We start from the raw sequence: 21,642 nt of genomic DNA on the forward strand, positions 1-21,642 counted from the left end.
CCTTTAAACGCGTTCCGCCGATTCAATGGTGTTCATCAGCAGCATGGTAATGGTCATCGGACCCACGCCACCCGGCACCGGCGTAATATGCGAAGCCACTTCCTTGATGCCCGCAAAGTCCACGTCGCCGCACAGTTTGCCGTTTTCGTCGCGGTTGATACCCACGTCGATCACGATGGCGCCCGGTTTCACCATATCAGCAGTCAGGGTATTGCGGCGGCCAGTTGCAGCCACCACGATATCCGCCTGGCGGGTGTGATAGCCCAGGTCCGCGGTTCCGCTATGGCAGATGGTGACGGTGGCGTTAGCTTGCAAGAGCAGCAGGCCCATTGGCTTGCCGACGGTATTGGAGCGGCCGATCACGACAGCGTGCTTGCCTTTCAGCGAGACGCCGGTCGATTCGATCAGCTTCATGCAGCCGTACGGGGTGCATGGCAGGAAGCCTTCCAGGCCGGCCATCAGTTCGCCGGCGCTCAGCACTGAGTAGCCGTCCACATCCTTGGTGGCGGCGATGGCTTCGATCACTTTGTGCGAGTCGATATGCTTTGGCAGCGGCATTTGCACCAGGATGCCGTGGATGCTCGGATCGGCATTCAGGGTGGCGATGCGCTCGAGCAGGGCCTGCTCGGTCATGTCTGCCGGGTACTGCTCCTTCACCGAACGGATGCCGGCGTCTTCGCAAGCCTTGACCTTGTTGCGCACGTAGACATGGCTGGCCGGGTCGTCGCCGACCAGGATCACTGCCAGGCCAGGCTGTTTGCCCTTGGCGGTCAGTGCGGCGGCGCGGGAAGCGATTTCGGCGCGCAGTTTTTGGGAGAGCGCTACTCCGTCGATCAGTTGTGCAGACATGGTTACTTGGATGGGTGGGATGGAAAGTCGCCATTATAAATGCTGGCGGCCTTGTGCTGCACTGCACATGGTTGTAATCTTGATAACAAATGATCTCTACCCAGTTCCTGATTGACATCCAGCTGCGCCCCGACAGGGAGCCGGACTTTTCGGCCTATCCTTTCTGCCTGCCCGCCGTGCGCTGCCTCGGCAAGCTCGAATTCGACCCGGCGTGACGTTTATCTTCGGCGAAAATGGCTCGGGCAAGTCGACTTTGCTGGAGGGCTTGGTGATCGCACTCGGCCGAGAGACGGTTCCTTCCTGCGCGCCGAGAGCTTCTTCAACGTCGCCACAGAAATCGAGAACATGGACCAGATTCAGTGCGCTGCGCCGCCGGTCATCAACTCCTACGGCGGCCGCTCGCTGCACGAGCAGTCGCACGGCGAATCCTTCCTCGCGCTGCTGGAAAAGCGTTTTGGCGGCAAAGGCCAGTACATTCTCGATGAGCCGGAGGCCGCGCTGTCGCCGCAACGGTAGCTGACAGCACTGAAGCGCATTCACCAACTGGTGCAGGGCAGCTCGCAATTCGTGATTGCCACCCACTCGCCAATCCTGATGGCCTAGCGTCAATTTTCGTTTGCACGCCCGACGGCATCCGCCAGCGAGCGTACGAAGACACGGAACACTATGAAGTCATGCACGGCTTCATGGCCAACCCGCGCCGCATGCTCAAGGAGCTTTTAAAGCCCTGAATCAGATGGTCATAACGGTTTGCAGAAAGAACCGGCGTTATTGAATGCGCGTCGCCATTCGCGGTCCATGTACGCGACCGGCGTGCGGCTTGGGCCGTCCAGGCGCTTTAATTGGATCGAACAACCGTGTTCGCCAACTTCGGGCCAGGTTTCATAAACCTCCCCAGCTACAAGGGGTAAACGTACGATCAGGATTACCCTGTCAGTGCAGGTTCCGGCAACGTTATAAGTCTGGACGCCATTCAGATAATTCGTATTGCGTACGGACCTGAAGAGGGGCCCTGGTAGACGGTATAGCAACCGGAAAGGCAGGTGGCCGCGGCGATTGCGGCGAATAGGTTTTTCATTCGGCAGGCACGAGAATGCGAAACTTGCAATTTTAACAGTGAAGGCAGGGCCGCTTGAGCAGCATCTCGCGTGCTGCCGCTTCCGGCAGGGGCTTGCTAAAGTAGTAGCCCTGGATTTCGTCGCAGCCTTCCGCCCGCAGCAGTTGCAGCTGGTCTTCGGTTTCCACGCCCTCCGCAATGGCCTTCAGGCCCAGGCTGTGCGCCAGGCTGATGACGGCGGTGACGATGGCGTGGTCCTCGGAGTTGGTGGCCAGGCCCGAGGTGAAGCTCTTGTCGATCTTGAGCCGGTCCACCGGAAAGCGCTTCAGGTAACTGAGGTTGGAATAGCCGGTGCCGAAGTCGTCGATCGCCATATTGATCCCGATGGCACGCAGGCGCTGCATCAGCGCGATGGAGCCTTTCGGGTCTTCCATTGACAGGCTTTCAGTCAGCTCCAGCTCCAGCAAGCCCGGGTCGAGGCCGTGCTTGCCCAGCGCATCTTCCACCGTGGTGTCGAAATCGTGCCGCGCGAACTGGGAGGCGGCGATATTGACCGCCACCCGCACCACCGGCACGCCCGCATCCTGCCACTCGCGCAAGGTGGCGCAAGTCTTCTCCAGCACCCACTTGCCGATATCGACAATCAGCTTCGTTTCTTCCGCCACGGGGATGAATTCCATCGGCGGCACCAGCCCCAGGTCCGGCGACTGCCAGCGCAGCAGCGCTTCCAGGCCGATGATGGCGCCGCTACGCAAATCCACCTGCGGCTGGAAGTGCAGCACGAATTCCTCGCGCTTCAGCGCGCGCAGCAAACCCTGCTCCATGGTCAGTCGCGCATCGAGTCGGCGCTGCATATCCTTGGTGAAGAATTGCACGCCGCTGCAGCGCTGGCCTTTGCAGTGGTACATGGCGATATCGGCCTGGCGCAGCAGTTCTTCCGGATGCTGGCCATCGTCGGGATAAACGCTCAAGCCGATGCTGCCGGTAATGATGTGCTGCTGGCCCGCCAGCATGACCGGCTCCGCCAGCCGTTCGCTGATGCGCTCGGCCAGCATGGCTGGCGTCAGCTGGCCGGTCGAGCTGTCGAGCAGCAGCACGAATTCATCGCCGCCGAGACGGGCCACCACATCCCCGTCGCGCACGCAGCTGCGCAGGACATCGGCCACCACGCGCAACAGCTCGTCGCCCACAGCGTGGCCGCGCGTGTCGTTGATCTGCTTGAATTTGTCCAGGTCGACAAAGGCCACCGCCAGCGAGGTGCCCGCACAACGGGCCTTGTCGATCTCCTCGCCCAGCCGCTCCAGGAGATAGGCGCGGTTGGCCAGGCCGGTCAATTCGTCGTGTGTGGCGCGATGGCGGATCGCGACCTGCTGCAGGCGTTCGGTGACATCGTGCGCCGCGTGCATCACCGAATCGCGATTATTGAAACGGATCGAGCATCCATAGAATTCCACCTCGACCAGCGTGCCGTCCAGCCGCAGCAATTGCAGTCCGCTGCGCGGGCCCTGGTGGACTTTATTGAGCTCGATCGACGTCCAGGCGTCGACCGTGCTGCGGAATTGTTCGGGCACCCGGTCCATGGCCGGTGTGCCCAGCAACTGTTCCTGGCAGGTGGCGCCGAACAGGCGCAAGGCGGCCTGGTTCAGGAAGGTGAGGCGGCCTTCACTATGGATCCAGATGGCGTCCGGCGCCAATTCCACCAGGTTGCGGTAGCGCAGTTCGCTCTCCTGCAGGAACTGGTTCTTTTCATAGAGCTCGCGGCTTTTTTGCTCAAGCAAAGACTCCGCCTCCTTGCGGGCGGCGCGTTCGCGTTGCAGGGTGCGTGTTGCGATGGCATAGGGCGCATTTTCCATGCACCGAGTATAGGTAGGAAATTTCTTACCGACAATTACCCTTTGAAACCATTTGTAGATCTGCAACGCGTTTCACAATATAAAATGTTCTTTCGCAATTTGAAAAACGCGGAATTCGCTGATAGAATCCTTCACACTTAGCCAAAGTCTTAAGAAATAATCACCTGCACCGTCCGGGACACACAGGGTGGGGCGCCTTCAATCGATAGGAGACTCGTTACATGTCAGCTCAACTTGACCAGGTCACGGCACAAACCGCCAACGATCCTGATGCACAGGAAACCAAAGAATGGCTGGAGGCGCTGGAAGCCGTCCTGGAAAACGAAGGCCCTGACCGTGCCCACTACCTGATGGAGCGCCTGGTCGACCTGGCCCGCCGCCGCGGCGCCGACATCCCGTTCTCCGCCAACACCGCCTACGTCAACACCATCCCCGCCCACAAAGAAGCCCACTGCCCAGGCAACCTGGAATATGAAGAGCGCCTGCGCTCGTGGATGCGCTGGAACGCGATGGCGATGGTCGTCAAGGCCAACCGCGCCGACGGCGACCTGGGTGGCCACCTGTCCTCCTTCGCCTCGCTGGCGAACATGCTGGGCATCGGCTTCAACCACTTCTGGAAAGCCGAAAGCGCAGAACACGGCGGCGACCTGCTGTACATCCAGGGCCACTCGTCCCCTGGCGTCTACGCACGCGCCTTCCTGGAGGGCCGCCTGAGCGAAGAACAACTGCTGAACTTCCGCAAGGAAGTCGACGGCAAGGGCCTGTCTTCCTACCCGCACCCGAAACTGATGCCGGAATTCTGGCAATTCCCGACCGTGTCGATGGGCCTGGGCCCCCTGATGGCGATCTACCAGGCGCGCTTCCTGAAGTACCTGCATGCACGCGGCATCGCCAACACCGAAGGCCGTAAGGTCTGGGCCTTCTGCGGCGACGGCGAGATGGACGAACCGGAATCGATGGGCGCGATCGGCATGGCTGCCCGCGAACAGCTGGACAACCTGAACATCGTCGTCAACTGTAACCTGCAGCGCCTGGACGGCCCTGTGCGCGGCAACGGCAAGATCATCCAAGAGCTGGAAGCGGACTTCCGCGGCGCCGGCTGGAACGTCATCAAGGTCATTTGGGGCCCGGGTTGGGACAACCTGCTGGCACAGGACAAGGAAGGCATCCTGCAGCGCGTGATGATGGAAACCGTGGACGGCGAATACCAGAACTACAAGGCCAAGGACGGCGCCTACGTGCGCAAGCACTTCTTCGGCAAGCATCCAAAGCTGCTGGAGATGGTCGCCAACATGTCCGACGACGACATCTGGCGCCTGACCCGCGGCGGCCACGATCCGCACAAGATCTACGCTGCATTCAAGCAGGCCAACGAATCGGTCGGCAAGCCAACCGTGCTGCTGGTGAAGACCGTCAAGGGCTTCGGCATGGGCAAATCCGGTGAAGCGCGCAACACCGCGCACCAGACCAAGAAGCTGGACGACGAGGCGATCCGCGAAATGCGCGACCGCTTCAACATCCCGATTCCGGACGACCAACTGAAAGACATTCCGTTCTTCAAGCCGTCCGACGACGCGCCTGAAATGAAGTACTTGCACGAACGCCGCAAGGCACTGGGCGGCTACCTGCCATCGCGCCGCACCAAGGCCGACGAGAAGCTGGTGGTGCCAGGCCTGGAAGCCTTCAAGGCCGTGACCGACCCGACGCCGGAAGGCCGCGAGATCTCCACCACCCAGGCTTACGTGCGTATCATCACCGCACTGCTGCGCGACCAGTCCCTGGGCCAGCGCGTGGTGCCTATCCTGGTCGACGAGTCCCGTACCTTCGGTATGGAAGGCCTGTTCCGCCAGATCGGTATCTTCAACCAGCAAGGCCAGTTGTACGAGCCGGTCGACAAGGACCAGGTGATGTACTACCGCGAAGACAAGGCCGGCCAGATCCTGCAAGAGGGTATCAACGAAGCGGGCGGCATGAGCTCGTGGATCGCTGCTGCGACCTCGTACTCGACCAACAACCGCGTGATGATCCCGTTCTTCACCTACTACTCGATGTTCGGCCTGCAGCGCGTTGGCGACCTGGCATGGGCTGCGGGCGACATGCGCGCACGCGGCTTCCTGATGGCGGGCACCGCCGGCCGCACCACGCTGAACGGCGAGGGCCTGCAGCACGAAGATGGCCACAGCCACATCGTCGCCGCGACCATCCCGAACTGCGTGCCGTACGACCCGACCTTCGGCCATGAACTGGCCGTGATCATGCAGGACGGCCTGCGCCGCATGGTGGGTGAGCAGGAAGACGTGTTCTACTACATCACCATCATGAACGAGAACTATGCCCACCCAGGCCTGAAAGCCGGCCAGGAAGAGGGCATCCTGAAGGGCATGTACCTGCTGCAAGAGGGCGACAAGAAAGCCAAGCAGCGCGTGCAGCTGGTCGGCTCGGGCACCATCCTGCGCGAATCGATCTTCGCCGCGGAACTGCTGAAGAACGACTGGAATATCGCCGCCGACGTGTGGTCCGCTCCTTCGCTGACCCTGGTCGCTCGCGATGGGCAGGACTGCGACCGCTGGAACATGGTCAACCCGACCAAGGAACAGCGCGTGCCTTACGTGACCGGCCTGCTGAAGGACAGCACCGGCCCGATCGTTGCAACCACCGACTACATGCGTGCTTTCGCTGAGCAGATCCGTCCATACATCCCTGCCGGCCGCACCTACAAAGTGCTGGGCACCGATGGCTTTGGCCGTTCGGACAGCCGCGCCAAGCTGCGCGAGTTCTTCGAGGTGAACCGTTACTACATCACCGTCGCATCCCTGCGCGCCCTGGCGGACGAAGGCAAGATTGCGATGTCGGTGGTGGAAGACGCCATCAAGAAGTACGGCATCAACCCGAACAAGCCAAATCCGGTGACCCAATAAATAAGAAGACGGAGCAAACACTATGAGCATGGTTGAAGTGAAAGTCCCCGATATCGGCGACTTCAAGGAAGTTGAAGTCATCGAACTGATGGTCAAGGTAGGCGACACGATCAAGGTTGACCAGTCGCTGGTGACCGTTGAATCGGACAAGGCATCGATGGAGATCCCTTCGTCGCAAGCCGGCGTCGTCAAGGAAATCAAAGTGAAGGTCGGCGACAAGGTGGCCGAAGGCTCGCTGCTGCTGATCGTCGAAGCTTCCGGCGCTGGCGCTGCTCCGGGCGCCGCCCCCGCAGCCGCTGCCGTTCCGGTTGCAGCACCGGCAGCCGCCGCTGCCCCAGCGCCTGCCGCTGCCGCGCCTGCCCCGGCAGCGGCCGCCACTGGCCCGGTCGAAGTGAAAGTCCCCGACATCGGCGACTTCAAGGAAGTTGAAGTCATCGAAGTGCTGGTCAAGGTTGGCGACACCATCGCCAAGGACCAGTCCCTGGTGACCGTCGAATCCGACAAAGCCTCCATGGAAATCCCGTCGTCGCACGCCGGCGTGGTGAAAGAAATCAAGGTCAAGGTAGGCGACAAGGTCGCTGAAGGCTCGCTGGTGCTGGTCGTCGAAGCAGCCGGCGGTTCCGCCGCCCCTGCTGCCGCATCCGCGCCTGCCGCAGCAGCACCCGCCGCTCCGGCCGCCGCCGCTGCTCCAGCGGCCGCTCCGGCCGTCAGCGCCGCCGCCGCAGCGCCCGCAGCATCCTCGGCGCCAGCCGCACCAGCGGTAAACGGCAAACTCGCCCACGCCTCCCCATCCGTCCGCAAGTTCGCCCGCGAACTGGGCGTGGACGTAACCCGCGTTGGCGGCACCGGCCCGAAAGGCCGCGTGACCCAGCAGGACGTGCAGAACTACGTCAAGGGCATCGTCTCCGGCGCAGTCGCAGCACCGAGCGCAGCACCAGCTGCCGCCGGTGGCGGCGCTGGCCTGAACCTGCTGCCATGGCCATCGCTGGACTTCAGCAAGTTCGGCGAAACCGAACTGTCCCCGCTGCCGCGCATCAAGAAGATCTCCGGCCCGAACCTGCACCGCAACTGGGTGATGATCCCGCACGTGACGCAGTTCGAAGACGCCGACATCACGGACCTGGAGCAGTTCCGCGTCGACAGCAACAACGCCAACGCCAAGAACAAGGACGCCACCAAGCTCACCATGCTGGCGTTCGTGATCAAGGCTTCCGTGACCGCGCTGAAGAAATTCCCGACCTTCAATTCGTCCCTGGACGAAAAGGGCGAGAACCTGATCCTGAAGAAGTACTACAACATCGGTTTCGCAGCCGACACGCCGCAAGGCCTGGTCGTGCCGGTCGTGAAGAACGCCGACCAGAAGTCCGTGACCCAGATCGCCAAGGAAATGGGCGAACTGTCGCTGGCTGCCCGCGAAGGCAAGCTGAAGCCGACCGACATGCAGGGCGCCTGCTTCACCATTTCGTCGCTGGGCGGCATCGGCGGTACCGCCTTCACGCCGATCGTGAACGCACCGGAAGTGGCGATCCTCGGCCTGTCCAAGTCCTCCATGAAGCCAGTCTGGGACGGCAAGCAGTTCGTGCCGCGCCTGATGCTGCCGCTGTCGCTGTCCTACGACCACCGCGTGGTCGACGGCGCGTCCGGTGCCCGCTTCGCTGCATACCTGGCCGAAGTGCTGGCCGATATGCGCAAGATCCTGCTGTAAGGAGGCCGCGATGATCGAAGTTAAAGTACCGAACATCGGCGACTTCAAGGACGTTGAAGTAATCGAACTGCTGGTCAAGGTTGGCGATACCGTCAAGGTCGACCAGTCGCTGGCCACGGTCGAATCCGACAAGGCATCGATGGAAATTCCATCGACTCACGCTGGCGTGATCAAGGAACTCAAGATCAAGGTCGGCGACAAGGTGAGCGAAGGCTCCGCGCTGATGGTGCTGGAGGAAGCTGCTGGTTCCGCAGCGGCTCCTGCCGCCGCAGCGCCGGCTCCTGCTGCAGCAGCGCCGGCACCAGCAGCGGCTCCTGCGCCAGCGGCCGCGCCGGCAGCACCTGCGGTCGCACCGGCTGCCGGCGGCTATGCCGGTCAAGTCGACATCAGCTGCGACATGATGGTCCTGGGTGGCGGCCCTGGCGGCTACTCCGCCGCCTTCCGTTCCGCAGACCTGGGCATGAACACCGTGCTGGTCGAGAAATACGCGACCCTGGGCGGCGTCTGCCTGAACGTCGGCTGCATTCCATCGAAAGCCCTGCTGCACCTGGCTGCAGTGGTGGACGAAACCAGCCACATGGCCAAGAACGGCGTCACCTTCGCCAAGCCGGCCATCGACATCGACCAGGTGCGCAGCTACAAGGAAGGCGTCATCAAGAAGATGACGACCGGCCTGGCCGGCATGGCCAAGATGCGCAAGGTGAACGTTGTGCAGGGTGTCGGCCAGTTCCTCAGCCCTAACCACATCGAAGTCACCGCAGCCGACGGCAGCAAGAAAGTAGTCCAGTTCAAGCAAGCCATCATCGCCGCCGGCTCCAGCGTGGTGAAGCTGCCATTTGTCCCTGAAGACAAGCGTATCGTCGACAGCACCGGCGCACTCGAACTGCGCTTCATGCCGAAGAAGATGCTGGTCATCGGCGGCGGCATCATCGGCCTCGAAATGGCCACCGTCTACAGCACCTTCGGCGCACGCATCGACGTGGTCGAAATGATGGACGGCCTGATGCAGGGCGCGGACCGCGAAGCCGTCAAGGTCTGGCAGAAGTACAACGAAAAGCGCTTCGACCGCATCATGACCAAGACCAAGACCGTCGGCGTGGAAGCGCTGCCGGAAGGGATCAAGGTCACCTTCGAAGCGGCGGAAGCCGGCGCCACCGCACCGGAACCGCAGCTGTACGACATGGTCCTGGTAGCAGTCGGCCGCAGCCCGAACGGCAAGAAGCTCGCCGCCGACAAAGCCGGCGTGATCGTCACCGACCGCGGCTTCATCAACGTCGACGGCCAGATGCGCACCAACGTGCCGCACATCTTCGCGATCGGCGACATCGTCGGCCAGCCAATGCTCGCCCACAAAGCCGTGCACGAAGCGCACGTCGCAGCGGAAGCAGCCCATGGCGAGAAGGCTTACTTCGACGCCAAGATCATTCCATCGGTGGCTTACACCGATCCGGAAGTGGCATGGGCCGGCATCACCGAAGACGAAGCGAAAGCCAAGGGCATCAAGGTTGAAAAAGGCCACTTCCCATGGGCCGCCAGCGGCCGCGCCGTTGCGAACGGCCGTGATGAGGGCTTCACCAAGCTGCTGTTCGATGCAGAGACGCACCGCATCATCGGCGGCACCATCGTCGGCACCCATGCCGGCGACATGATCGGTGAAATCGCCCTGGCAATCGAAATGGGCGCCGACGGCATCGACATCGGCAAAACGATTCACCCGCACCCAACCCTGGGCGAATCGATCGGCATGGCCGCCGAAGCCTACGAAGGCGTCTGCACCGACCTGCCGCCACCGCGCAAGCGTTAAGGCTTGGCCGAAGGGGAGGGCGGCTGGCGCGTATCGACCGCGATCCAGTTGTCCTCCCAGGTTTTTCCATCATCGGCGGAGAAGGCCTGCTCAAAGCGCCATTGCGCCGCGCTCACCGGAATGATGAGGAAGCGCACCAGGATCTTGCGTCCGTCCAGCTCATCGTGGCCGAAGAAGGTGCCGCGTCCCTGTTTGAAGCTGCCCTGCATCGGTTCGGTCATCGAACCGTTGGCGAGATTGGCGAAGTGAAGGCTCCATTGCCCGGTCGCGGGCTGGAACAAGCGCAGGGATACTCCAGCGATCCTTCCGGCAGGGCCTTGCACGTCCAACTCGACGATGTTCGCGCGTTTGTCCAGCAGTGGGGTGACGGTGGTGGTGCCGCTATATTCCAGCCATTGCTGGCTGCCGCTAAGTGGCTGCTTGAGGCGCTGCAGTTTGGTTTGCCAGACCCCTATTTCCCAATTGAAGTCCTGTTGACCATCAATCACTGGAGCTGCAGCAGCGGGGAATGCGATGTGGGAGGAGAAGACCAGAAGCGCAAGGAGGGCGGTTTTCATGGTGATGGTCCGGGCGTCGAGAAGAGTTACACAATCCTAATCTCGGCACGGTTGCCCGGACAGGGCCATCCCCAGCATATTTCATGGGGCCACGTCGGCCCCGCGGGCTTGATGATTACTTCTGGCCGCTGTACTGGTCGAAGTGCTTGCCGTAGTCTTCCCAGTTATCGTCAAACATCTTGCTGAACTGGTCCATGAAGTAGGACTTGGCTTCTTCTTTCTTGCTGTCGAAAGTAGCGCGGTCCGGCTGGGCGCGGGCTACCAGGAAGATGTTGTAGCGGGCTGCCGCGAACAACAGGCTGGCGCCTACCAGCTGTGGCGCGCCTTTGTTGGCGTTTTCGTGGGCATTTGCCAGGGCGATGTAGGCGTCGATATTCTCGAAGAACTTCTGGTCGTCGATCTTTTGCTGTTCAGTTACTTGTTGTTCGGTCATGTTTCACTACCAAAAAGTTGACACTAGGGGTGGGCATCGTGACACAGGAATCGCTTTGCCGCAATAAAAAACCGGGCTTTTGCCCGGTTTGTTGTTAGCTCGCTATGAAGCGTTCTGGAATTTCAATGCCGCCGCTGTTGGCAGCGTCCGCATAGGCCTTGAGTTCACTGATCGCCGCATCCAGGTGCTCCTTGTTCGGGTTTTCCTGGAAACCTTTGATGCGCTCATTAAGTGTCGCAATTTTCCTGCTCCACTCGAGCCGATCGACCTTGCTCATACAACCTCCTACTCATATTTTGGTTCTCGAGAAGGTCAGTATCCGGCAGCTAGCCAACAGGCCTCCGTGCGCCAGCGCACACACGCTGTTGCGCACGCTTAAGGCCTGCTTAACGCTTCAACACCCCACGCAGGAACAGGTCGACGCCGCGCTCGATTTCCTCCGGCGTGGTGGCGACGCCGCAGCGCGATTCGAACAGGAAGCGGTGCAGCTGGTCGCCCATCAGGCAGTTCATCAGGTGGATAGCCAGGCGCTCCGGCGGCGCGTCAGTGTCCAGTTGGGCGGCGATATCCGGACGGGCGAAGTAGCGTGCCAGCAGCTCGCGGGTCTGGCGCGGGCCGGCATCCCAGAATGCTTCGGCCAGGTCTGGATTGGCATGCGCCTCGGCCACGACGATCTGGTACAGCGCTGTGGCGGCAGGCGTGCTGACCATGCGGTGGAAGCGCAAGCCGAATTCGAGCAGGGTGTCGCGCACCGGGCGGTGCAGGCTTTCCATGCCGGCAGGATCGAAGGCGCCGGCGCGGGCGCGCTGCAGGATGGCCTTCAGCAAGCCGGCCTTGCCGCCGAACTTCACATAAATCGTGCGCACGGCAACCCGTGCTTCTTTCGCAATCGCTTCCAGGCTGACCTTGCCATAACCCTTCTCCAGGAGGAGGCGGGCCGCCGTATCCATCAGGTCGTTCAGGCGCGCCTCCGCTTCGGCCGCCTTGGGGCGTCCAGCTTTGATTGGCTCAGGAAGTTGTTCAACAGACATGATTGAAGACCGTACGTAATGCTCAAAGGCTAGCAGATAGCCCTCACTTTATGCCAAATCAAAATGAAATGCAATCGTTTCATTTCTTGACTTTGTTCATTCCTTGACGAATAATGCACTGAACTCATTTCATTTTATGGAGTTACTCCAAATGTCCCAGCACAACCAAGCCGAACAAAAAGTGCTCAGCGCCGTACCGGAAACCGCTGCGCCAGCTGCCACACCTCCTAACCGTCGCGTCCTCGTGATCGCCGGCCTGATCGCCCTGGCAGCCCTGGGCGCCGGCGGCCGCATGTGGTACCGCGCCCACCATTATGTGGAAACGGAAAACGCCTACGTGGCAGGCCACGTGCATCCGGTGTCTTCGCGCATTTCCGGCGTGGTGACCAAGGTGCTGGTGGAAGACAACCAGCTGGTGAAGGCCGGCGACGTGATCGCCGAGCTGGATCCGTTCGACCAGCAGGTGAAGGTAGAGCAGATCCAGGCGCAGATCGCCAGCGTGCAGCAGCAGATCCTGCAGGCCGATGCCCAGGTCGCCCAAGTGAACGCACAAGCCAGCGCCGCCGCCGCGCAAGTGGCGCAGGCGCAAGCCAACCAGCTGCGCGCTTCGCAGGACGCCGAGCGTTACGGCCAGCTGTACACCAGCCAGATGAAGGCCGTGTCGAAAGCCGAACTGGATGCCGCCACCGCCGCCCGCGCCAGCGCCACCGCCGACGTCGCAGCGCGCAAGGACAGCGCCGCTGCAGCGAAAGCGCAAATCGGTGCCGCCTCCGCTTCGCGTGAAGTACTGAAGGCGCAAGTCAAAGTGCTGCAAGTGCAGCTGAAAGACGCGCAGCAGCAGCTGGCATACAACCGCATCATCGCCCCGGTCGATGGCCGCGTCGGCAAGCGCACCCTGGAAGTGGGCCAGCGCGTGCAGCCGGGCCAGCAACTGGTGGCCCTGGTGCAGGATAACGTCTGGGTCACTGCCAACTTCAAGGAAACCCAGCTCGCCGACATGAAGGTGGGCCAGCAAGTGAGCCTGACCATCGACGCACTGCCAGGCAAGGAACTGGTTGGCCGCGTGGATTCGTTCTCGCCCGCCTCCGGCGCGCAATTTGCGCTGCTGCCGGCCGATAACGCCACCGGTAACTTCACCAAGATCGTGCAGCGCGTGCCGGTGAAAATCACCTTCAAGCCGGAAGACCTGAAGGCCTACGAAGGCCGCCTGGTGCCGGGCATGTCTGCAATCGCTGAAGTCAGCATCAAGTCCGCTGCAAAATGAGCGCGCCAATGATGGTGCCGGAAGGACGAGTTTCCGGCCGCACCTGGATCGCGGTGGCTGCGGGCATGCTGGGCGCCTTCATGGCGGTGCTGGACATCCAGATCACCAACTCCTCGCTGCGCGACATCCTCGGTGCACTGAACGCAACGCAGGAAGAGGGCTCGTGGATTTCGACCGCCTACCTGGTGGCTGAAATTATCGTGATCCCGCTGACTGCGCTGCTGACGCGCACCTTTGGCATGCGCGGCTACATGATGGGCACCACCGGCCTGTTCCTCGTGTTCTCCACCCTGTGCGGCGCGGCGTGGAACCTGCAAAGCATGATCTTCTTCCGCATGATGCAGGGCTTTACCGGCGGCGCGCTGATTCCGATGGCGATGACCCTGGTGATGGCCAAGCTGCCCGCTTCCAAGCGCGCAGTCGGCATGGCGATCTTCGGCCTGACGGCAACGCTGGCGCCTTCCATGGGCCCGACGCTGGGCGGCTACTTGAGCGAACTGTATGGCTGGCCGTCGATCTTCTACATCAACTGGGTGCCTGGCGTGCTGCTGATCGCCGGCGTGGCGTATGGCCTGGATCACGAAGACCGCAAGCTCAGTGAATTGTTCAACGCCGACTGGCTGGGCATCGCCTTCATGGCGCTGGGCCTGGGCTGCCTGACCATCTTCCTGGAAGAGGGCAACAGCAAGGACTGGTTCGAGTCAGGCTTCATCATCGCTTTCGCCGGCCTGTCGATTGTTGGCTTGCTGGGCTGGGTGGTGACGAGCGCGATGCGTCCGCATCCATTCGTCAACCTGGGCCTGTTCGCACAGCGTAACTTCCTGGTGGCGTCTGCGCTGGCTGCGGTGATGGGCATGGGCCTTTACGGCTCGTCCTTCCTGCTGCCTCTGTACCTGGGCCAGATCGCCGGCTACTCGCCGATGCAGATCGGCGAAGTGATCATGTGGGCCGGCTTGCCGCAGCTGTTCATCATGCCGTTTGCGGCCAAGCTGTCGATGAAGATCGACAACCGCATCCTGTGCTCGATTGGCCTGGGGCTGTTCGGCGTGTCCTGCATCATGAATGCGTACATGGACGCCACTACCGGCTACGACCAGCTGCTGTTCTCCCAGGTCGTGCGTGCGCTGGGCCAGCCTTTCGTCATGCTGACGCTGTCGAACTTCGCGATGAATGGCATTGCACCGAAAGACACCGCATCGGCATCGAGCCTGTTCAACATGATCCGTAACCTGGGCGGCTCCATCGGCATCGCCCTGCTGGCAACCCAGCTGACGCAGCGTGAGCATTTCCACTCGGCCCGCCTGGGCGAGGCAGTGAACAGCTTCTCGGCCGCGACACAGCTGCGCCTGGACCAGTTGACGCAGTCCTTTATCGGTAAGGGCTTCGACCCGGTTGAAGCATCGGATAAAGCATTGAAGGCAGTAGACAGCATTGTACGGCGCGAATCCTTTGTGATGGCATACAACGACGGCTTCCTGATCGTGGGCGGCATCCTGCTGTCCTGCATCCTGATCCTGTGGCTGTCCGACAAAGTGAAGTCCCCTTCGGGCGGCGGCGCTGGTGCGCACTGAAAGAGAGAAAGAATATGAACATCAAAATGATTGCATTGGCAGTTAGCGCAGCGGCGGTATTGGCCGGCTGCGGCACCGTCGGCAGCGACTTCAAAGCGCCGGCCAACGTGCAGGAGCAAGGTTTCCGCCACGCGCCGCAAGGCGCGGTGAGCGAAGCGCAACTGCCGGCGCAGTGGTGGACCGTGTTCGGCGATGACACGCTGAACCGGCTTGAGCACCAGGCCCTGCGCGACAGCCCGACCGTCAAGGCGGCGGCGCAGCGCCTGTTCCAGGCCGAAGCGCAACTGGGCCTGGTACGCTCCAGCCAGCTGCCAAGCGTCACGGTAAGCACCGGCGTATCGAACTCGCGTACATCGGCCAACACCTCGCAAGGTATCGCGCTGGGCCACCGCTCGATCCACGGCAACAACTACTCGGTCGCCGCAGGCTTCTCGTATGAGCTGGACCTGTTCGGCCGCGTGCGCCGCTCGGTGGAATCGGCCGATGCGCAAGCGCTGGCCGCAAGCCATGACCGCGACGGCGTGCTGTTGCTGCTGTCCTCGCAGATTGCCACCAGCTATTGGCAGCTGCGCGGCCTGGATGCCGAAATGGCGATCCTGCGCAACGCCCTGGCCACCCGCAAGGAAACCGAAGACCTGGTGAATGCCCGCTTCAACGCCGGCTTGTCGAACGAGCTCGATACCTCGCGCGCCCGCATCGAACGCGCCAACGCCGAAGCAGACCTGGAAGAAGTGCAACGCCAGCGCAACACGCTGGAGCATGCACTGGCCGTGCTGGTCGGCGCCTCGCCGTCCAGTATGCAGCTGGAGCCAGCCACCGCCACCGAACTGCCTGCGCCGCCAGTCATTCCAGCCGGCCTGCCGGCGAACCTGCTGGCGCATCGTCCCGATTTGGCCGCAAGCGTGCAAACTCTGCGCGCAACGAATGCCAACGTCGGTGTAGCGGAAGGCGCTTTCTATCCGTCGATCAGCCTGACCGGCAATTTCGGTTACGCGTCCGAGAGCCTGGGCGACATCAGCAAGAGCGGCTCGCGCGCCTTCAGCTTCGGCCCGCTCGCGCTGTCGCTGCCGATTTTCGACGGCGGCCGCAACCAGTCCAACCTGACGATCGCCAAAGCAAAATATGAAGAAGCGGTCGCCAACCACGAAGGCAAGCTGCTGACTGCACTGCGCGAGGTGGAAGACTCCCTGTCGGACGTGCAGCAGCGTACGCAGCAAGGCAAGGTGCAGGCAACGTCCCGCGAAGCCGCGACCCGCGCATATGATGTAGCGCGCGCCCGCTACGAGCGCGGCATCAGCACCTACCTCGACGTCACCGACGCCCAGCGCAGCGCCCTGGCTGCCGACCGCGCCGCGGTACAAATCGAAACCCAGCGCATGCTGGCCACCGTCAGCTTCGCCCGCGCCCTCGGCGGCGGCTGGCAAGCCCCGTAAGCCTCAAGGCATAAAAGTCGGAGGCGGTGAAAAAGAGGGGGGTGAAAAAGGGGACGTACCCCTTTTGTCTTCGAAAAAGGGGTACGTCCCCTTTTTCACCGCCTCCGGCTTTTTTATTGGAAACGGGAGAGCATGAAGTCGATGAAGCTGGTCAGCTTTGGCGTCGGCTGGCGGGAGCGCGGGTAGAGCAGGTGCATGGGGCGGGGGAGCGGCAGGTAGTCATCCAGCACGCGCACCAGGCGTCCGGCGGCGATGTCTTGCGCGAGGATCACTTCGGCTTGCATCACTAGGCCGAAGCCTGCCAGTGCGGCTTGCTTCAGCGCGTAGCTGTTGTTGGCGCGCAGCCGGCTAAGCGGCACGTTGCGGGCGTCTTTTTCGCCCTTCAGGCGCCAGCGCGCTTGCGGAACCCAGCCGCTGAATTCCAGGCATTCGTGCTGCGCCAGGTCGGCCGGCACTCTCGGTACGCCGCGCCGCGCCAGGTAATCGGGCGAGCCGCAGATCACCACGCCATATGGCCCCAGCGGCCTTGCCACCAGCGACGAATCTTCCAGTGGGCCGATGCGCACGGCGACGTCGAATCCTTCTTCCACCATGTCGATCATGCGGTCGTTCAGGTTCAGGTCGATGCTGACTTCGGGGTATTGCTCGAGGTAGTCGGCGATCATCGGCGCGAGCCATTCCATGCCGAAGGAAACGGCGCACGATACTTTTAACACGCCGCGCGGCGCTAGCCGCAGCGATTCCGCGCCCCGTTCGGCGGCATCGATCTGGGCCAGGATGGCGCGGCATTGCTCTGCGTACTGGCGCCCGATCTCGGTCAGCGATTGGCGCCGCGTGGTGCGCGTCAGCAGCGCTGCGCCCAGCCGTTGTTCCAGTTCGCGCACGTGCTTGCCCACCATGACTGCGGAAATGCCGAAGCGTTCGGCGGCGGAGGTGAAGCTGCCGCTGTCCACGGCGGCGACGAACACTTCCATGCTGCGTAATTTGTCCATTGCTAACCTTGGGTTTTGAATGAATTAAATAATAGCTCATTTATTCCTGTGGTGACGGAGAGCATACTGGCTCCACTTCAAAACCCAACAGGAGATTCAACATGAAAAAGATCATCGTTATCGGCGCTTCCGGCACCATCGGCAAAGGCATCGTGGAACAACTGGGCCTGCGCCATGAAGTCATCACGGTCGGCCGCAATAGTGGCCAGTTCCAGGTAAAGATCGAAGATCCTGCCTCCGTCGAGGCGCTGTTCAAGCAAGTCGGCAAAGTTGATGGCGTGGTCGTTGCTGCGGGCGACCTGCATTTCGGTCCTCTGGCTGAAATGACTGCGGAACAGTTTTATGTCGGCCTTCATTCCAAGCTGATGGGCCAGGTGAACGTGGCACTGGCTGCGCAAAAATACCTGAACGATGGCGGTTCGATCACCCTGACCAGCGGCAGCGTTTCCGAAAATCCGATCCGCTACGGCGCCAACGCCAGCACCGTCAATCGTGCGGTGGAAGGGTTTGTCACTGGCGCTGCGGTTGAAATGCCGCGCGGCCTGCGCATCAACGTCATCAGCCCGACCCTGGTGGACGAATCGGTGGAAGCATACGGCCCTTACTTCTACGGCATGGAGACCGTGCCCGTGAAGCGCGTAGCCCTGGCCTACAGCCGCAGCGTGGAAGGGGCGGAAAACGGCAAGAACTACCGCGTCTGGTAAAACCTGCTGCCGTTGCGTGGAAGGCGCAGAAGGCGGAAAAACTTTCCGCGCCTTGTAAACGCAGGCATACAATGTGGCCTTCCTTTCAACACGAGTAAAGGCCACATGAAAAACCTCCTGACTCCTTTGGTGCTGGCGCTTGCCAGCACTACTGCTTTTGCTGCTCCGGCAAATCTCGACGAGCTGCAAAAGATGACCAAGCGTTACGCGCCGGTGCAATTGAAGGCCGATGCGTCCAAGCTGTCGGCCGGCGACCGCCTGGCCATCAAGAAGCTGATCGAGGCCGCGAAGGTCGTCGATACATTGCAACTGCGCCAGCGCTGGTCGGGTAACGAAGCTTTGTACGCGGCGCTGCAGAAGGACCAGTCGCCACTGGGCAAGGCGCGCGCCGAGTATTTCTGGCTGAACAAGGGGCCATGGTCCATCCTGGACGACAACCAGTCCTTCTTGCCGGCGGAAGTGGCGGGCATCAAAGTGCCTGACCATAAGCCAGCCGCCGCGAACTTCTATCCGGAAGGCGCCACCAAGGAAGAACTGGAATCCTGGATCAATGGCCTGCCCGCGGCACAGAAGCAGGATGCGCAATGGTTCTTCACCACCATCCGCAAGGGCGATGACGGCAAGTTCAAAATCGTCAAATACTCGGAGGAATACAAGCCGGAGCTGGAGAAGCTGTCGAAGCTGCTGAAGGAAGCCGCTGCCGCGACCAGCAACGCCTCGCTGAAGAAGTTCCTCGACTTGCGCGCGGACGCTTTCCTGTCCAACGATTACCTGCCTTCCGATTTCGCCTGGATGGACCTGGATTCGCCGGTCGACGTCACCATCGGCCCGTACGAAACCTATAACGACGAACTGTTTGGCTACAAGGCCGCCTTCGAAGCGTACGTGAACATCCGCGATGAGAAGGAAACGCGCAAGCTCGATTTCTTCGCCAAGCATATGCAGGAGCTGGAAGATAACCTGCCGCTCGACGCGCAATACCGCAACCCCAAAGTCGGTGCGGTGGCGCCGATGGTGGTGGTGAACCAGGTGTACGGCGCCGGCGACGGCAATATGGGCGTGCAGACCGCGGCCTACAACCTGCCGAACGACGAGCGCATCATCAGCCAGCGCGGTTCCAAGCGCATCATGCTGAAGAACGTGCAGGAGGAAAAATTCAAGGCCACGCTGACGCCGATCGCCAAGCTGGTGCTGCGCAAGGAAGACCAGAAGGACCTGGACTTCAACTCTTTCTTCACGCACATCCTGGCGCATGAGATCACGCACGGCCTGGGCCCGCACATCACCAAAACGGGCGCGACCGAGTCCACCCCGCGCCAGGACTTGAAGGAAGCTTATTCCACCATCGAAGAAGCGAAGGCCGACATTACCGGCCTGTATGCGCTGATGACCATGATGGAGAAAGGCCAATTGAAAGATACGCTGGGGCAGGGCGAGGCGGCGGAGCGCAAGCTGCACATCTCCTTCCTGGCCTCGGCCTTCCGCACGCTGCACTTCGGCCTGACCGACTCGCACGCGCGCGGCATGGCGATCCAGGTCAACTACCTGCTGGACAAGGGCGGCTTTGTTTCGCACGGCGACGGCACGTTCTCGGTCGACTTCAAGAAGATCAAACAAGCGGTGATGGATCTTGACCGCGAGTTCCTCACCATCGAAGCCACCGGCGATTACGCTCGCGCCAAGGAAATGATGGCGAAGTACGTCGTGATCCGTCCGGATGTGCAGAAGGCTTTGGACAAGATGAAGAAAGTGCCGAACGACATTCGTCCATCTTTCCCAACTGCCAATTCCTTGCTCGCAAAATAAAGTTGTCCACGAGCTCAGCCAAAATTTTGTAACAGCCCTGAAACTCCGGTAACTGCTTGCCGTAAGGCATGTATAGTTGAAGTAAGTTACCGGAGTTTGAAATGAAGCTGAGCTTGCCTTTCCTGCTGTCTTTCTTCGCTGCCTCCGCAGGGGCTGCACAGCTGACCGAAGCTGAAACACGCTGGCTGCAAGCCGGCTCCCCCGTTCTGGCCTACGCCAAGCAGGAACTTCAACTTCCCATCGATATCGTCGTGCAGCCGCAGGCCGGCCCGAATGACGTGCCGCTGGCCATGGGCTTTGCCGATGGCCGCTGCAAGCTGGTATTTTCCATGCGCGGCAATCCGCAAGCCGAGCAGGTGCTGGCGGGCGTCCCTGCCGAGCAGCAGAAAGTATTGATTGAAGCGATGACTGCGCACGAGGTTGGGCACTGCTGGCGCCAGGCGCACGGAAGCTGGCATGCGCTGCCGTCCGGTTTTGTAGAAGGCCCGCATGAGCAACTCGACAATCCGGAACTGCAGGCTTTGTCAGATGAAATGCGCGAGACCCGCCGTGAAGAAGCTTTCTCCGACCTGGTCGCATTGGCCTGGACCCAGCGCGCCAACGCCGCGCAATATGCCCAGGTGCATGCCTGGCTGATGCAGGTGCGCCAGCCGGTTGCGCACGGTTCGCACAATACCCGTGCGTGGCTGCAACTGGCCAGCAGCGCCACTGTGTTCGATAGCGAACAAAACCCCTTCGAGCAGGCGCGCGTGCTGTGGGGCAAAGGCTTACTTAAAGACGAGCAATAGCACAACTGTGTTCGGTCGCGCACAGAAATTAGTCCCCGGGAGGCGTGTAATCCTCTTGCAAACCATCCTAAAGGGGACCAACCATGAAGAAAATCTTGTGTATTTCGCTGGCAGCACTGTTCAGCTCTTCGGTTGCACTGGCGCAGAACGTCGACCGCAATGCGTATAAAGCCGCCGAGGATAAGGCCGAGTCCGACTACAAGGTAGCGAAGGACAATTGCAAGAGCCTGAAGCACAACGCCAAGGACATCTGCAAGGAAGAAGCTAAAGTGGCACAACGGCGTGCCGAACTGGATGCAACCACGCAGTACCAGAACACGCCTAAGGACGTGGAGCATGCCAAGAAAAAACTGGCCGACGCCGAATATGACCTGGCCAAGGAACGTTGCGACGACATGAGCGGTTCGCAGAAGTCGGCCTGCAAGGCAGATGCCAAGGCAGCCAAGAAGGATGCCATTGCGGCCGCCGAGAATCCTAACGCAACGGCTACCACCACCACCGGCGCTATAGCGCAGAATACGCGTGAAGCCGGCACCAACCTGTCCAACACCGCCCGCGAAAAAACCGCCGACACCCGTACTGCGATGTCCGACACCATGATCACCACCAAGGTGAAGGCTGAAATGGCAGCCGATCCTGTGGTCAAGGCCATGGACGTCCACGTAGAAACCCAGAAGGGTATCGTCATGCTGAGCGGTTTTGTGCCAACCAAGGCAGAAGCTGACAAAGCTGTGGAAGTCGCCCGCAAAGTCGAGGGCGTGCAGGAAGTGAAGTCTTCCATCCAGATCAAGAAGTAAGCGGCGCCTGGCGCTGATGAAAAGCCGGCAAAACCGCCGGCTTTTCTTTTCCTTGCATAAATGACGAGCATCATCTAAGA

The 21,642-nt window shown here is 61.2% G+C and carries 17 protein-coding genes and 1 pseudogene; 11 read left to right on the plus strand and 7 right to left on the minus strand.

The window, feature by feature from the left end:
* Nucleotides 1-3: 3 nt before the first annotated feature.
* Nucleotides 4-849, minus strand: coding sequence for a bifunctional methylenetetrahydrofolate dehydrogenase/methenyltetrahydrofolate cyclohydrolase FolD (folD, locus tag GM658_RS09845; RefSeq protein ID WP_155453842.1), 846 nt, complete (start codon nucleotides 847-849; stop codon nucleotides 4-6).
* A gap of 89 nt (nucleotides 850-938) precedes the next feature.
* Between folD and GM658_RS09850 the strand changes: the two are divergent.
* Nucleotides 939-1,580, plus strand: a pseudogene (locus GM658_RS09850) (AAA family ATPase).
* Nucleotides 1,581-1,959: 379 nt separating this feature from the next.
* Here the strand turns inward: GM658_RS09850 and GM658_RS09855 are convergent.
* A complete protein-coding gene (locus tag GM658_RS09855; protein WP_155453843.1) occupies nucleotides 1,960-3,759 on the minus strand; it encodes a putative bifunctional diguanylate cyclase/phosphodiesterase in 1,800 nt (599 codons plus the stop codon).
* Nucleotides 3,760-3,980: 221 nt separating this feature from the next.
* Here GM658_RS09855 and aceE point away from each other — a divergent pair, with 221 nt between their 5' ends.
* From aceE to lpdA, 3 genes are read left to right on the plus strand one after another with little or no spacing between them, the layout of a single operon-like run.
* Entirely contained in the window at nucleotides 3,981-6,677 is a 2,697-nt protein-coding gene (aceE, locus tag GM658_RS09860) for a pyruvate dehydrogenase (acetyl-transferring), homodimeric type (protein ID WP_155453844.1), read from the plus strand.
* Between the two features lie 22 nt (nucleotides 6,678-6,699).
* Nucleotides 6,700-8,382 (plus strand): dihydrolipoyllysine-residue acetyltransferase, encoded by a 1,683-nt coding sequence (gene aceF, locus GM658_RS09865; protein WP_155453845.1) that lies wholly within the window; start codon nucleotides 6,700-6,702, stop codon nucleotides 8,380-8,382.
* A gap of 10 nt (nucleotides 8,383-8,392) precedes the next feature.
* On the plus strand, nucleotides 8,393-10,186 hold the full coding sequence (lpdA, locus tag GM658_RS09870) for a dihydrolipoyl dehydrogenase (protein ID WP_155453846.1): 1,794 nt from the start codon (nucleotides 8,393-8,395) through the stop codon (nucleotides 10,184-10,186).
* On the opposite strand, the gene GM658_RS09875 is transcribed toward lpdA, so the two are convergent.
* The 4 genes from GM658_RS09875 to GM658_RS09890 form a co-directional block, all read right to left on the minus strand.
* A complete protein-coding gene (locus tag GM658_RS09875) occupies nucleotides 10,183-10,743 on the minus strand; it encodes a hypothetical protein (RefSeq protein ID WP_155453847.1) in 561 nt (186 codons plus the stop codon). The two genes, lpdA and GM658_RS09875, sit on opposite strands and share 4 nt — an antisense overlap.
* A gap of 115 nt (nucleotides 10,744-10,858) precedes the next feature.
* Nucleotides 10,859-11,176, minus strand: coding sequence for a DUF3144 domain-containing protein (locus GM658_RS09880; RefSeq protein WP_155453848.1), 318 nt, complete (start codon nucleotides 11,174-11,176; stop codon nucleotides 10,859-10,861).
* 94 nt (nucleotides 11,177-11,270) lie between these two features.
* On the minus strand, nucleotides 11,271-11,453 hold the full coding sequence (locus GM658_RS09885; protein WP_155453849.1) for a hypothetical protein: 183 nt from the start codon (nucleotides 11,451-11,453) through the stop codon (nucleotides 11,271-11,273).
* Nucleotides 11,454-11,562: 109 nt separating this feature from the next.
* On the minus strand, nucleotides 11,563-12,207 hold the full coding sequence (locus GM658_RS09890) for a TetR/AcrR family transcriptional regulator (RefSeq protein WP_155453850.1): 645 nt from the start codon (nucleotides 12,205-12,207) through the stop codon (nucleotides 11,563-11,565).
* Nucleotides 12,208-12,358: 151 nt separating this feature from the next.
* On the opposite strand from GM658_RS09890, the gene GM658_RS09895 reads away from it, so the two are divergent.
* Genes GM658_RS09895 through GM658_RS09905 form a run of 3 tightly spaced genes read left to right on the plus strand, consistent with a single transcriptional unit; the run spans nucleotide 12,359 to nucleotide 16,475 of the window.
* Nucleotides 12,359-13,471 carry an HlyD family secretion protein gene (locus GM658_RS09895; RefSeq protein ID WP_155453851.1) on the plus strand — a complete coding sequence of 371 codons (1,113 nt, stop codon included), beginning with the start codon at nucleotides 12,359-12,361 and terminating at the stop codon, nucleotides 13,469-13,471.
* Nucleotides 13,468-15,042, plus strand: a complete 1,575-nt coding sequence (locus GM658_RS09900) for a DHA2 family efflux MFS transporter permease subunit (protein WP_211841841.1) — start codon at nucleotides 13,468-13,470, stop codon at nucleotides 15,040-15,042. The genes GM658_RS09895 and GM658_RS09900 overlap by 4 nt, the downstream gene beginning before the upstream one ends.
* Before the next feature lie 14 nt (nucleotides 15,043-15,056).
* Nucleotides 15,057-16,475, plus strand: a complete 1,419-nt coding sequence (locus GM658_RS09905; protein WP_155453852.1) for an efflux transporter outer membrane subunit — start codon at nucleotides 15,057-15,059, stop codon at nucleotides 16,473-16,475.
* Nucleotides 16,476-16,588: 113 nt separating this feature from the next.
* Here the strand turns inward: GM658_RS09905 and GM658_RS09910 are convergent, their stop codons facing one another.
* Nucleotides 16,589-17,467, minus strand: a complete 879-nt coding sequence (locus GM658_RS09910; protein WP_155453853.1) for a LysR family transcriptional regulator — start codon at nucleotides 17,465-17,467, stop codon at nucleotides 16,589-16,591.
* A 101-nt stretch (nucleotides 17,468-17,568) separates the two neighbouring features.
* Between GM658_RS09910 and GM658_RS09915 the strand changes: the two genes are divergently transcribed.
* From GM658_RS09915 to GM658_RS29075, 4 genes are all read left to right on the plus strand, one after another.
* Nucleotides 17,569-18,171 carry a short chain dehydrogenase gene (locus GM658_RS09915; protein ID WP_155453854.1) on the plus strand — a complete coding sequence of 201 codons (603 nt, stop codon included), beginning with the start codon at nucleotides 17,569-17,571 and terminating at the stop codon, nucleotides 18,169-18,171.
* 105 nt (nucleotides 18,172-18,276) lie between these two features.
* Nucleotides 18,277-19,977: a DUF8614 domain-containing protein gene (locus tag GM658_RS09920; protein WP_155453855.1), complete on the plus strand. Its 1,701-nt coding sequence runs from the start codon at nucleotides 18,277-18,279 to the stop codon at nucleotides 19,975-19,977.
* Between the two features lie 101 nt (nucleotides 19,978-20,078).
* Nucleotides 20,079-20,765 (plus strand): hypothetical protein, encoded by a 687-nt coding sequence (locus GM658_RS09925; protein ID WP_155453856.1) that lies wholly within the window; start codon nucleotides 20,079-20,081, stop codon nucleotides 20,763-20,765.
* Nucleotides 20,766-20,848: 83 nt separating this feature from the next.
* Nucleotides 20,849-21,562, plus strand: coding sequence for a BON domain-containing protein (locus GM658_RS29075; protein WP_155453857.1), 714 nt, complete (start codon nucleotides 20,849-20,851; stop codon nucleotides 21,560-21,562).
* Nucleotides 21,563-21,642 lie beyond the last annotated feature (80 nt).

The sequence above is a fragment of the Massilia eburnea genome, from assembly GCF_009720745.1.
Taxonomy (GTDB): domain Bacteria; phylum Pseudomonadota; class Gammaproteobacteria; order Burkholderiales; family Burkholderiaceae_D; genus Rugamonas; species Rugamonas eburnea.